Raw genomic sequence first — 12,436 nt, forward strand, 5'->3', positions numbered from 1 at the left:
GCTCGACCCGCGTCCTCGCGCCGGCGTACCCTGCCGCCATGACGCCGCCCGAAGCGCTGCGCGCGCGCGCGCTCGACCTGCTCAGCCGAGGGGACATGGCCGGCGGGATCGCCGGGCTCGAGGCGCACCTCGCGGCCGCGCCGGACGACGCGGGGGCCTGGCTCGCGCTCGGGGCGGCGCACGCGGCCGAGGGCCGGTGGGCGGCGGCGGCTCCGGCGCTCGCGCGCGCGGTCGAGCGGGGCGGCGGCGAGGTCGAGGCGCGGCTCGCCTACGCCCGCGCGCTGGTGCGCCTGGGCCGGCTCGACGACGCGGCGGCGGAGCTCCGGCAGGCCGCCGCGATGGAGCCGCCCGATGCGCGGGTGCTGCGCGAGCTCGGGATCGTGCTCTACGACCAGCGCCGCCACGACGAGGCCGCGCGCTGGCTCGCGCGGGCGTGCGACGCGGCGCCGGAGGACGGGCGGGCGGCGTTCGCGCTGGGGCTCGCGCACGAGGCGCGGCGGGACATCGCCGCGGCGATCGCGGCCTACCGCGAGGCGGTGCGGCGCGCGCCCGGGTTCACCGACGCGCGGCTCACGCTGGCCGACGCGCTCGCGTCGATCGGGGAGCACGAGCAGGCGCTCGGCGAGCTCGAGGCGCTGCTCGCGCGCGAGCGGAGCCACGAGAAGGCGGCGCACAACCGCGAGGTGCTGCGGCGCGCGCTCGCCGAGATGCGCGCGCGCCGGCTGCTCGGTAAGACGGAGCGGGAGCTCGCGCGGTCGGCGCTCGTCGTGGAGGCGCAGCTCCGGCGCCGCGATGCGGCGGAGGCGCCGGCGGCGGGAGGAGGGGCGGCGCGGCAGGTCGTCCGCTACACGGCGCCGCTGCTCGAGCTCCACGTGACGCTCGATCCGGCCCGAGGCCCCGGCGGCGGCGGCGGTGTGATCGAGGCGCTGCACCTCGCGCTGACCGATCCGGAGCGCGCCGCGCGATCCGAGGACGACGTCTTCAAGGTCGCGGTGATCGGCGAGGACGGCCGGCAGGCGCCGGTGAACTACGCGACGGGCGCGTCGCTCACGTTCCTGCGCGAGGCGCTCGGCTGCCCCATGACGCAGGCGAGCGCGCTCTATGCGTCGCTGCTCCAGGGGGCGCCCTCCGTCGACTGGGGCGGCGCGACAGCGCGCCTCGCGAGCGTGCCGGGCGCCGCGGGGAGGCCCGGCGGCGAGCGGCACGGCATCCTGGTGAGCCGGCGGGGCTAGCGCCGGGGTTCACGCGAGGATCAGGGGCTCGGCCGCTCGGCGCCGCCGGGCGGGGCGTCGCCGCGATCGATCATCCCGAGATCGTGCATCGAGGAGTAGTGGCCGTCCGGCGAGAGGATGACGTGATCGAGGAGCGGCACCCCGATCACCGCGCCGGCGGCGGCGACCGAGTTGGTCATGAGCACGTCCTCGGGGGACGGCGCCGAGTCGCCGCTCGGGTGGTTGTGCACGAGCACGAGCGCCGAGGCCGCGTCCGCGAGCGCGGCGCGCAGGATGTCCTTCGCGGTGACCGAGCAGCCGTGGAGCCCGCCCTGCGAGACCCTGCGGGCGCCGCGCATCCCATTGCGGCCGTCGAGCGAGATCACCCACATCTGCTCGTGCTCGAGCGGGCCGAGGTGCGCCGCGCACCACGCCGCGATCGACGCCGACGTGCGCACCGGAGGACGCGGGCGCACCGCGCGCTCGAAGGCGCGGCGCCCGAGCTCGAGCGACGCGGCGATGCGGAGGGCCTTCGCGAGGCCGAGGCCTGGGTGCTGGGCGAGCGCGTGCGGGCCGAGGCGCGAGAGCCCCTCCAGCCCGGAAAACCGGGCGAGGAGCGCGGCGGAGACGAGCGTCACGGGGGTGCCGACGAGGCCGGTGCCGAGCACGATCGCGAGCAGATCGGCGTCGCCGAGCGACCAGATCCCCTCCTCCAGCGCCCGCTCCCGCGGGCCGGCGAAGCCGGTGAGCGCCGAGGGCTCATCGGCGTACGGGTCGAGGAGGTGACTGGACGGCAGCGCGGCGCTCTTCCACAGGCTCATGCGCGGGCCTGAAGCACGCCGCGGGCCGGCCGGCGGCCCCGCCGCGCCGGCGGGATCCAGCGGGCCCCGGGGGTGGCGGTCCGGCGGCGGAGGGTGGCGGCCGCCAGTGCGCGCGCGCCGCGACCGGCGCGCCCGCGCTTCGCCGACGCCCGCGCGTCACTCGACGCGCGCGCGCGTCGAGTGACGCGGCCGGCGCGCCCGCGCTTCGCCGACGCCCGCGCGTCACTCGACGCGGACGATGGTCTCCGCGGGCAGGCTCTCCGCGAAGGCGTCGCGCGCCGCGCGCACCTTCGCCTCGACGAGGCCGTCGAACGTGAGCTTCGTGCGGTAGTCGGCGCCCGACCACCGGGGGTAGGAGCCGATGTCGACGTCGCCGTGGGACTCGACCACCCGATCGAGCATGGGCTTGAGCTGCCCCTCGTCGAGGGTCGTGAACACCGCGAACGAGACGAACGGCGTGCCGCCGGACAGCTCCGCCTGGATGAGCGCCTGCTTCGCCCGGAAGATCTGCGGCACGCCGGGCAGCATCCACACGTTGCGCATCACCACCGCCGGCCACGCGGCGCTGCCGCCCGTCACGAGCCGCGCGCCCTCCGGGATGCGCGCCATGAGCAGGTGCCCCTCGGTGAGCCGGTCGCCGTAGTACTCGCGCAGCATGCTCTCCATGTTGGGCGCGCTGACCACCGGCACGCCGAACGCGCGCGCGACGCCCGCGATCGTGAGGTCGTCGTGCGTCGGGCCCACGCCGCCGCTCGTGAAGAGCCAGTCGTGCGACGCGGCCAGCGCCCGCACCTCGGCGGCGATCACCTCGAGGTCGTCGAGCACCATCACGGCGCGCTCGAGCTTGACCCCGAGCGAACGCAGGGTGCCCGCGAGGACGAACAGGTTCTCGTCCGCGATCTTCCCGGTGAGCAGCTCGTTGCCGATGATCAGCGCCGCCGCGGTCCTCATCTCTCCCTGTGCTCCGCTCACCCCTCGAACTCGCGCGTCACCGGGCGCCCGTCGGCGTCCATCCCGAGCAGCTCCTCCACGCGCTTCTCCGCGCGGTCGAGGCGCTCCTGCGCGGATCGCGACAGGCGGATGCCCTCCTCGAACAGCGACAGCGCGCGCTCGAGCGGCAGGTCGCCGCCCTCGAGCTCCGCCACGATCTTCGCGAGGCGGCGCGTCGACTCCTCGAAGGACATCGCGCCGGCGCCCGCGACCTTGTCGCCGTTCCCCGACGCGCGATCGCCTTCGCCCGCGGAGCCGGTCGCCGTGGCGCGGGGCTCCGCGCTCGCTCCGACGCCAGGTTCCGCGCCAGGTCCCGCGTCCGTGCCGCGGCCCGCGCCGCTCTCGTCCGTCGCGTTGCTCATCGTCGTCATGGGCCAGAGTCCCCCGGGGGTGCGGCCGGCGCAAGCAGGACGGAGCTCACCCCGGGCGGCACCCCTGGCACGAGGAGCACGCCGTCGGGATCGGCCACGACCGGGACGGCGACGCCATCCGGGCGGACGAGCCGCGCCGGACGCGCGGACGCGCTCGCGGCCGCGCTCCGGTCGTTCGGGACGATCGCCACCCACACGACCCCCGTCGCGAGCGCGGGGCGCGGCACGTCGCGCCCCCGCGCGCGGGGGCGCGGGACGTCGGAGAGCGCGGTCCGCGCGAGCGCGCGCACCCCCTCGTCCGGATCGAGGTCCCGCGCCTCGGCGAGGACGCGCCCGCGCTGCACCTCGGTGCGCCGCGACAGCCCGCGGACGATCGCGCGGCGCACCGCGGGGTCGTCCTCGAAGCGGTAGGCGCGCGCGAGGAGCGAGACGCTGTCGGGCATGGGGTCGCTCCCGAGACCGAGCGCGACGTGCGCGCGCACCACGGGATCGCTCCCCTCGAGCAGCCGCTTGAGCCGGTTGCGGATCACCTCGTCGTCGCGGGCCGCGAGCGCGCGCGCGGCGAGCGGCGCGAGGGGGCCGCCCGCCTCCGCGAGGGCGGCGAGCCGCGAGGTGGCGACCGCCCCGCCCCCGGGCGCCGCGAGCAGCGCGACGCCGGCGGAGATCGCCGCCGCGTCGGGGGCGACGTCGTCGCCGCCCGGCGCGGCCCCTCCGCCGCCGGGCGCGGCGAGCTCCGCGAAGAGCGGCGCGAGCCCGGCGAGGGCGCGCTCGCCCCGCGCGAGCGCGCCGCGCGCCGCCGCGTGGACCGCCGCGCGATCGCAGGACGCCGGCGAGCACGCGCCGACGACGTCGGCCGCGTCGCGCAGGCCGAGCGCCACGGCGCCGAACACCCCGGCGGCGCGATCGCTCGACCCCCTCGGCGCGGCGAGCGCGGCGAGCAGCCGCCCCTCGAGCGCGTCGGGCGCGTCGCCCAGCACGAGGCCGCGGACCACGCCCGCGCGCAGGCCGAGCCGGCGGTGATCCGCGTCGCTCGCCGCGCGCGCGCCCTCGATCAGCTCCGCGACGGCGGCCCGCGCCTCGGCCCCGGGCGTCGTCGCCAGCGCGAACGCCGCCGCCGTCGCGAGCTCGGGTCGCTCGACCAGCCGGCGGAGCTCCCGCGCCGCCTGCGCGCCGCCCGCGCGGCCGATCGCCGCGATCGCGCGCGGCCGCGCGTCCTCCGGCAGCAGCGGGAGCGCGCGCGCGAGCGCGGGCACGAGCCGCGCCGACGGCGCGAGCTCGGCCAGCCTGAGCCCCTCCAGCAGTCGCGCGCGATCGGACCCGAGCAGCGCGGCCACGGCGTCCGGCGCCTCCGGCGCCCCGAGGTGGACGAGGATCTCGGCGGTCGCCTCGAGGAGCCCCGGCTCCGGGCTGCGCAGCCACGCGCGCGCCTTCGCCAGCGCGGCCTCGTCGCCGAGCCGCGCGAGCGCGCGCGCCGCCGCCACCTGCGACGCCCTGTCGCCGCCCTCGAGCATCGGCCGCAGCGCGCCTATCGCGCGGAGATCGCCGAGCTCGCCCAGGAAGGCGACGAGCGCGGGCTCGAGCCGCTTCCTGCTCCCGAGCAGGAGCTGGAGCGACGCGGGCGGGTACGCCTTGAGCGCGCGCGCCGCGGCCTCGCCCGCGGCCCCGCCCTGCACGATCGCGTTCACGAGCGCGCCGAGCGCGCGCCGGTCGCCGGAGCGCGCGAGCGCGAGGGCGGCCGTGCCGCGCAGCAGATCGCCGAGCGGCGAGGCGGCGCTGCGCGCGGCGGCGCCGCCCTCGGACAGCTCGCGCGCGAGCAGCTGGCGCACGCTGTCGCGCGCCGCGTGCGGGGCGAGCGCCCGCACCGCCGCGAGGCGCGCCTTCGGATCGCGCGCCCCCGGCGCCCCCTGCTCGAGCGCCGCGAGCAGCGCGTTCACCGCCTCCTCGGTGCCGATCGCGCCGAGCCGCTCGATGCCGCGGAGCCGCGCCTCCGGGTCGCTCGACGCGAGCAGCCGCTCCGCGACCGGCACGCCGAGGCTGCCGCGCAGCGGCGTGGCGCCCGGCTCGGCCGCCGAGGCCGCGCCGCCGCCGTCCTCCGGGCCCTGCGGCGCCCGCGCGGTCCGCGCGACCGGTTGCGCCGCGGCCGCGCCCGCCATCGTGATCGCGGCGGCCACGAGCGCCGCCGCGAGGGCCGGCGCGCGGGGGATTCCAGGGAGGGATCGCATTCGCTCCGCCGCACTATCCCGCGATCGGCGGCCCGCTGTCACGCTCCCCCGCGGCGCGCCGGCGCGGCGTGGCAAGCCTGGAATTTGATGGAAGCACGCGCTAGGTCGACCTACGGTGCAGCCGCGGAAACGGCTGCGGGAGAGGTGACGCTTGATCGACCTGGTACGGACACTGGAAAAGGCCATCACGGTATCCGCTGACAAGGTGTGGCCGGTCTTGCAGCAGCTCAGCCAGCTCGGTGGCGAGCCCGAGCCGTTCCACCCGAAGTGGAGCGACAAACCGATCCCGAGGGGCAGCCAGCGCTCGAGGCCGCCGCTCGGCTGGCCCCGCGAGACGGACAGCCTGTGCCCGCGCTGCGTCAAGGAGGCGCGCGCCGAGATCCTGAGCGGAAGGGCGGACTGGACCAAGCTCATCACCGACAAGCCCGGGGAGATCCGCGCCCGCATCGTCGAGCGCGACGGGCGCGTCGTCATGGAGAAGACCTGCCCGAAGCACGGCTCCTTCTCGGACACGATCTCGATAGACCCGAAGTTCCTCTCGCGGATCGAGCGCCTCTTCGGCGGCCGCGACGTCGAGATGACGCCGGACAAGATCCACAACCACGGATCGAGCACCATCCGGTACGGGCGCGGCGCGGTGCTCACGGTCGACCTGACGAACCGCTGCAACATGATGTGCGACCCGTGCTTCATGGATGCCAATCAGGTCGGCTACGTCCACGAGCTCTCCTGGGAGGAGATCACGAAGATCCTCGACGACGCGGCGGACGTGCGCCCGCGCCGGCAGATGTCGATCCAGTTCTCCGGCGGCGAGCCGACGCTGAGCCCGCACTTCCTCGACGCCATCCGGTACGCGCGCAAGAAGGGGTACTTCGCGGTGCAGTGCGCGACGAACGGGCTGCGCTTCGCGGAGGAGCCTGGCTTCGCCAGGAAGGCGAAGGAGGCGGGGCTCCGGATGGCGTACCTGCAGTTCGACGGGGTCACGAACGCCGCGAACAGCCACCGTAAGATCGGCAACCTCTATGACGTGAAGCTGCGGGCCATCGAGGAGCTCTCGGCCGCCGGCATCGACGTCATCCTCGTCGTGACGATCGTCAACGGCGTGAACAACGACCAGGTGGGGCCCATCATCGACTTCGCGGTCCAGAACGCCGACAAGGTCACGGTCGTCAGCTTCCAGCCGGTCAGCTTCACCGGCCGCGACGAGGACATCTCCGACGAGCTGCGCGAGGAGCAGCGCTACACGCTCAGCCACCTCGCGCACGACGTCGCGAAGCAGACCGGCGTGACCGATCCGCTCCGCGACTGGTTCCCCCTGTCGGCGCTCAGCCCCTTCGGCAACGTGACCGATCTGCTCGACGGCCCCGACAAGGACTGGGGGCAGATCAACTGCGGCTGCCACCCGAACTGCGGGATCGGGACCGTGCTGTTCGTCCACAAGAAGACGAAGCAGATGGTCCCGCTCCTCGACTTCATCGATGTCGAGGGGCTGCTCTCGGACCTGCGCGCGATCTTCGACGCCGGGCGCGGCCGCGCGCTCGCGAAGGCCCAGGTCGTCGCCGCGCTGCTGCGCCACTACCGGCCCGAGAAGGCGCCGCCGAACTTCCACCTGGGGACGCTGGTGAAGCAGTTCATGAGCCAGACCGGCGCCGCGCACGCGGGCGAGGGCGACGCCCGCGAGTACGAGTGGCGCGTCCTGTTCGTCGCGGGCATGTGGTTTCAGGATCTGTTCAATTACGACTTCCGTCGCACCGAGATGTGCATCATTCCGTACGGAACGCAGCTCGGCGAGATCAGCTTCTGCGCGTACAACACCGGTGCTGGGTGGCGGAACATCCTCGAGAAGATGAAGGCCAACGCCACCGTCGCCGAGTGGTACAAGAAGCACGGTAGGCACCCGGTGTATGCGAAGAATAAGGATCTTCCGCTACCTGCCTACGACAATCCCCTTACGATCGTCGAGCACGACCTTGCGTTGCGCGAGCGCGAGCAGGGCGCCACGCGCGCGCGGCCGCCGACCAGGCGGCTGCCGATCGTGACCTGATCCCGCAGCCTTCACGCGCGCCTGCGCCACCAGCCCCGATCGCCGACAGACGAGCCACGCCGGCGCCGGGTGTCGGCGAATCGGCCATCGGTCGTAGGGTGGCTCACATCGACACGAAAACACCCTGGATTCGTGATGCTGTGCTGGACGTGCGCATTCGCGGAAGCGGCGCGGGACTCGTGGAGAACGCGCGAGGCATGGTGTAGCCTCCGCGTGTGACCTTGCACGCTGGCCGCTATGAGAGCTTGCGCGCCATCGCGTCGGGCGGCATGGCCACCGTGTATCTCGGGCGGGCCCTCGGCGCCGGCGGGTTCGAGCGCCTCGTCGCCCTGAAGATGATGCACCCGCACATCGCGGCGGAGCCCGAGTTCGTCGCGATGTTCCTCGACGAGGCGCGCCTCGCGGCGCGGGTGCGCCACCCCAACGTCGTCGCGACATTCGACCTCGTCGAGGACCCGCTGTTCCTCGTCATGGAGTACATCGAGGGCCCGTCGCTTCACCTCCTGCTCCGCACGTGCGCGCGGGCGAAGCGGCCCCTCCCCCTCGGGATCGCGCTCCGCATCTTCCTCGACGTCCTCGCGGGGCTCCACGCGGCGCACGAGCTCACCGGGTCGGACGGCGAGCCGCTCCACCTGGTGCACCGCGACGTCTCGCCGCAGAACGTGCTCGTCGGCGTCGACGGCGTCGCGCGCATCACCGACTTCGGCGTGGCGCGCGCCGAGACGAGGCTCATGTCGACGCGGGGCAACGCCCTCAAGGGCAAGCTCGCGTACATGGCGCCCGAGCAGATCCGGGCGCAGCAGATCGACCGCCGCAGCGACGTGTACTCGGCCGGGGTGGTGCTCTGGGAGATGCTCACGGAGGAGCGCCTCTTCAAGGCCGACAACGACGGCGCGCTGATCGCGCAGATCCTCCAGGGCCCGCCCACGGGCCCGCGCGGCGTGGTGCCGTCGGTGCCGGCCGCGATCGACCTGATCTGCCTGCGCGCCCTGAACACCGACCCGAACGACCGGTTCCCGACCGCCGCCGCGTTCGCGGAGGCGCTGGAAGAGGCGGCGGCGCAGACGCCGGGCCTCGCCGTGTCGTCGCCCCGCGCGGTGGAGGCGCTCATCAAGGAGGTCGGCCTGCGAGGGGCGCCGGACGGCCTCGGCGGTCCGATCAGCGCGCGGAGCGGTCCGGCGTCGGGCTCCGGGCCCAGGTCGGCGCGGTCGCCGCTGAGCCAGCGCTCTCCACGAAGCGAGCCGCTGCCCGGGAGCCAGCGTGCCCCTCGGAGCGAGCCGCTGCCCGGGAGCCAGCGCGCGCCCCGGAGCCAGCCGGTTGTCGGCCCGGCGCAGGACCTCTCGGGCGCCGACGCCAGCGCGTCGGCGCTGGGCGCCGTCGTCTCCGAGGCGGTGGCTCGCCGCCGGCAGCACATCGTGCGCCGCAGCGTGATCGCGAGCCTCTGTGGGGCCGCGCTCGCGGTCGGGGTGGGCGTCTTCTTCGTGGCCAGCGAGCGCGGGCCCGCCGCGCTGCAGGCCGAGGAGAGCGTCGCGGCTCCCCCGCTTTACGCGGCCCCGTCGCCCGCGGCCGTGGCGGGCAGCGCGCCCGCCACGGCGGCTGCGCCGGTCCAGCCCGGCGGCGCTGCCCAGGGCTCCGCCCTCGGCGACGCTGCCCAGGCCCCCGCCCTCGGCGACGCTGCCCAGGCCCCCGCCCTCGGCGGCGCTGCCCAGGCCCCCGTCCCCACCGGCGCCGCGCACGCTCCGCTCCCCAGCCGGACCGTTCGGGGCGCCGCTCCCGTCAGGGCCGCCCAGGGCCCCGCGCCCACCGTGAACCGCGCGGCCACCGCGGCCCCGCGGCCGGTCCAGCGAGCGACCCCGCCCGCGGCAAAACCCAGGACGGGCCGGTCCGACGTGCGCACCGCGAGCGGGCCCACGGTCCAGGCGCCGAAGCCGACCGTCCGCTCCTCGGCCGCGCCTCGCGCGACGACGAAGGCGCCGGAGCCGAAGCGGACCGCCCCGCGCACCACATCCCGGACGCCCTACAAGCCCTCCGGGTTGTGACGCGCGCGACGCGCGACGTCGTCGCGGCGGCGGGCAGCTCCCGCCGAGGCGCCTGAGCCCCGTGCTCCTCAGGCCGACACGAGACCACCGGACGACCCATCGCCCCGGCCGTCAACTACGGACAGAAGACATCGCGTCGCCGGGCCCGAGCACCGCCATGCGGCGCGTCCTCGTCGCGTCTCGCGGCTGGCGCGGCGAAGATCCTTTTCTGCGCCACGTCCAACGCGCCGGCGAGGGAAGCCCGTCCAATGCTCCGGCGACCGCGAGCTCCCTCTGCGCCTGTTGCGAATCGGCTCCGATCGCGCGGCGCGCGGGCAGCGCTGTCGCCGATGGAACACGCCGCGCCACGTCACCTACATCCTCGCAAAGGACAGCAGACGGTCAGTCGTCGTCTCACGAGCACGACATGGGAGGCAGGCTATTCTTGTCGTGGGGCGGAATGAGATCGCCCAAGTGAAAGGCGCGCCGCGCGTCAGACGTTACCCCGGGGGGAATCAGCTCATGCGCTCGCTTTTCGAGCAGGTGGTCGAGTGCTGTGGCCTGGCGCCAGCCTTCGCCAGGAGGCTCATCCAGGAGGCCTGCGAGCGCAGCGGCGTGTCTCCGCCCGACGCGATGACGCCTGCCGATCTCATCCGTTCGCTCCCGCACATCCGCCAGGCCCTCGCCGTATTCCTCGATCCCGGCGAGGTCGCGCTGAAGACGGCCGCGATGCGCGCCCTGGTGAAGGGCTCCTGGCCCTCGATGCCCGCGGTCGCTCCCCCCGACGCGAATCAGGAGATCCGGACACCTCAGGAGGAGCCGAACGCCAAGTCGAGCTCGTAGAGCTCGTAATGCGACCGCTGCATCCCGAGCGCGGCATAGGTCGACTGAGCCCGCACGTTCGCGGTCTCCACGTAGAGCCGGATGCCGCATACGTCCCCCGCGTCCGCCGCCATCTCCTGGACGCGCCGGTACAGCGCCCGGAAGACGCCGCTGCGACGCGCCGCGGGGGACACGTAAACGGACTGGATCCACCAGAAAGTAGCGTTTCTCCAGTCACTCCATTCGTAGGTCACCATGAGTTGCCCGACGACCTCGGAGGCGCGCTCGGCGACCAGATAGAACCCTCTCGTCCCGTCCTCGATCAGCGCGGCGGCGCCGCGGAGGGTGGTGGCCGTGTCCAGCACCTTGCCCTCCGTCTCGAGCGCCATCGCCCTGTTGTTGGCCGCGAGGATCGGCGCGTCCGTGGGCGCGGCCCGGCGGATCACGAGATCGGTCACGAGGCGACCTCCCGGCGGGCGTCGCAGGGGCGTCCTTCCGGCGCGCGGTAGGCGTGCGCCGGACGGGGGTGTTCGGGAGCGAGGCGTCGGGTCGACATGGCCGACCCATACCGCGGGCCGCTGGGCTGCTCAATGGCCGCGCCCCGGCGGAGAGCCCATCCGCGGCGCCCGCCGCCGAGCCCCGCCGCGGCGCGTTATGTTTCAAGACATGATCCTCGACGAGAGCGGCGAGAGCTCCTCCAGGATCCGCCGTGAGCTCCCGTGGAGCGTGGGGAGCGCCCTGACGCTCGGAGAGCGCCGTGAAGCGCGCGCCGTACGCGCTCGATGAGCGCCGCGCGCCGTACGCGCTCGATGAGCGCCGCGCGCCGGCGCAGCGCGGTCCGGCCGGCTCCCCGGCGGCGCCCGGCGGCCGCCTTGGCGGAGGTTGTGCTCCCCGCCCGATCGTGCGTACCCTCCGGGCCGCCGAAGCCGGAGGGTCCCCTTTGACAGTGCTCGTCAGCGACTCCATTGTCCAGCGCGTCCAGCGGCTGGAGATCCCTTTCAACAGCTTCGGGGTCGATCCTTACGGCATCTCCCGGAAGCACCTCGGGCTCTTCTTCTCGGTGCTGGATTTCTTCTATCATCATTACTTCTCGGTGGGCGTGGTTGGCACGGAGAACGTGCCTGCGCGCGGGCGCGCGATGCTCGTCGGCAACCACTCGGGCGGCGTCGCCATCGACGGCGCGATGGTCGTCGCGTCGATGTTCTTCGAGATGGAGCCGCCGCGGCTGGCCGAGGGGATGGCGGAGAAATTCATCAATCGCCTCCCGTTCACCTCGCTCTGGTCGAGCCGAACAGGCCATTTCACCGGCCTGCCCGAGCACGCGAGCCGCCTGCTCGAGGACGAGCGGCTGCTCATGGTGTTCCCCGAGGGGGCGCGCGGGACCGCCAAGCTCTACAGCGAGCGCAACTCGCTCGTGCATTTCGGATCGGGGTTCGTCCGGCTCGCGATGAAGACGAGGACGCCCATCATCCCGTTCGGCTTCGCCGGCGGCGGCGAGGCGGTGCCGACCATCGCCAACTCGTACGCGATCGGCCGGCTGTTCGGGGTGCCGTATATCCCGATCACCCCGTACCTCGTCCCGGCCCCGCTGCCGGTCCAGCTCGAGATCACCTATGGCGAGCCGATGACGTTCCCCGGGACCGGCGCGGAGGAAGACGAGGTGATCCTGGGCCACGTGGACCAGGTGAAGGCGAAGATCGCCGAGCTCATCGAGGCCGGCCGGCAGCGGCGCCGCGGAAAGCTCGCGCTCGACCAGCGCGGCGCCACGGCCCAGGCGCCGGGTTCGTCGCGCGGTCCATCGCAGGGGCCGTCGCGCGATTCATCGCAGGGGCCATCGCGCGATTCATCGCAGGGGCCATCGCACGATTCATCGCAGGGGCCATCGCACGATTCATCGCACGATTCATCGCCAGATCCATCGCATGGCTCATCGAAGG

9 protein-coding genes and 1 pseudogene are annotated in these 12,436 nt (G+C 74.5%); 5 read left to right on the forward strand and 5 right to left on the reverse strand.

Annotated elements, in window-relative coordinates:
* The first annotated feature begins 38 nt into the window (after positions 1–38).
* The gene (locus WMF24_RS33945; protein WP_437731590.1) at positions 39–1,232 is read left to right on the forward strand and encodes a tetratricopeptide repeat protein; all 1,194 of its coding nucleotides are present in this window, start codon (positions 39–41) and stop codon (positions 1,230–1,232) included.
* Positions 1,233–1,252: 20 nt separating this feature from the next.
* On the opposite strand, the gene WMF24_RS33950 is transcribed toward WMF24_RS33945, so the two are convergent.
* From WMF24_RS33950 to WMF24_RS33965, 4 genes are all read right to left on the reverse strand, one after another.
* A complete protein-coding gene (locus WMF24_RS33950) occupies positions 1,253–2,032 on the reverse strand; it encodes a JAB domain-containing protein (RefSeq protein ID WP_437731591.1) in 780 nt (259 codons plus the stop codon).
* A gap of 222 nt (positions 2,033–2,254) precedes the next feature.
* A complete protein-coding gene (locus WMF24_RS33955) occupies positions 2,255–2,983 on the reverse strand; it encodes a competence/damage-inducible protein A (RefSeq protein WP_437731592.1) in 729 nt (242 codons plus the stop codon).
* Positions 2,984–3,000: 17 nt separating this feature from the next.
* A complete protein-coding gene (gene xseB, locus WMF24_RS33960) occupies positions 3,001–3,393 on the reverse strand; it encodes an exodeoxyribonuclease VII small subunit (RefSeq protein ID WP_437731593.1) in 393 nt (130 codons plus the stop codon).
* The gene (locus WMF24_RS33965) at positions 3,390–5,615 is read right to left on the reverse strand and encodes a HEAT repeat domain-containing protein (RefSeq protein WP_437731594.1); all 2,226 of its coding nucleotides are present in this window, start codon (positions 5,613–5,615) and stop codon (positions 3,390–3,392) included. Before WMF24_RS33965 ends, xseB begins: the two co-directional genes overlap by 4 nt.
* A gap of 217 nt (positions 5,616–5,832) precedes the next feature.
* Between WMF24_RS33965 and WMF24_RS33970 the strand changes: the two genes are divergently transcribed.
* The 3 genes from WMF24_RS33970 (at position 5,833) to WMF24_RS33980 (ending at position 10,520) form a co-directional block, all read left to right on the forward strand.
* Positions 5,833–7,659: a radical SAM protein gene (locus WMF24_RS33970; protein ID WP_437731595.1), complete on the forward strand. Its 1,827-nt coding sequence runs from the start codon at positions 5,833–5,835 to the stop codon at positions 7,657–7,659.
* A gap of 215 nt (positions 7,660–7,874) precedes the next feature.
* Positions 7,875–9,698, forward strand: a complete 1,824-nt coding sequence (locus WMF24_RS33975) for a protein kinase domain-containing protein (protein WP_437731596.1) — start codon at positions 7,875–7,877, stop codon at positions 9,696–9,698.
* 501 nt (positions 9,699–10,199) lie between these two features.
* The gene (locus WMF24_RS33980) at positions 10,200–10,520 is read left to right on the forward strand and encodes a hypothetical protein (RefSeq protein WP_437731597.1); all 321 of its coding nucleotides are present in this window, start codon (positions 10,200–10,202) and stop codon (positions 10,518–10,520) included.
* Here WMF24_RS33980 and WMF24_RS33985 read toward each other — a convergent pair.
* Positions 10,487–10,957 (reverse strand): GNAT family N-acetyltransferase, encoded by a 471-nt coding sequence (locus tag WMF24_RS33985; RefSeq protein ID WP_437731598.1) that lies wholly within the window; start codon positions 10,955–10,957, stop codon positions 10,487–10,489. The two genes, WMF24_RS33980 and WMF24_RS33985, sit on opposite strands and share 34 nt — an antisense overlap.
* A gap of 482 nt (positions 10,958–11,439) precedes the next feature.
* Here WMF24_RS33985 and WMF24_RS33990 point away from each other — a divergent pair.
* Positions 11,440–12,240, forward strand: a pseudogene (locus tag WMF24_RS33990) (1-acyl-sn-glycerol-3-phosphate acyltransferase); the annotation flags it as partial.
* Positions 12,241–12,436: the final 196 nt, after the last annotated feature.

The sequence above is a fragment of the Sorangium sp. So ce1335 genome, assembly GCF_051521615.1.
Lineage (GTDB): Bacteria > Myxococcota_A > Polyangia > Polyangiales > Polyangiaceae > Sorangium.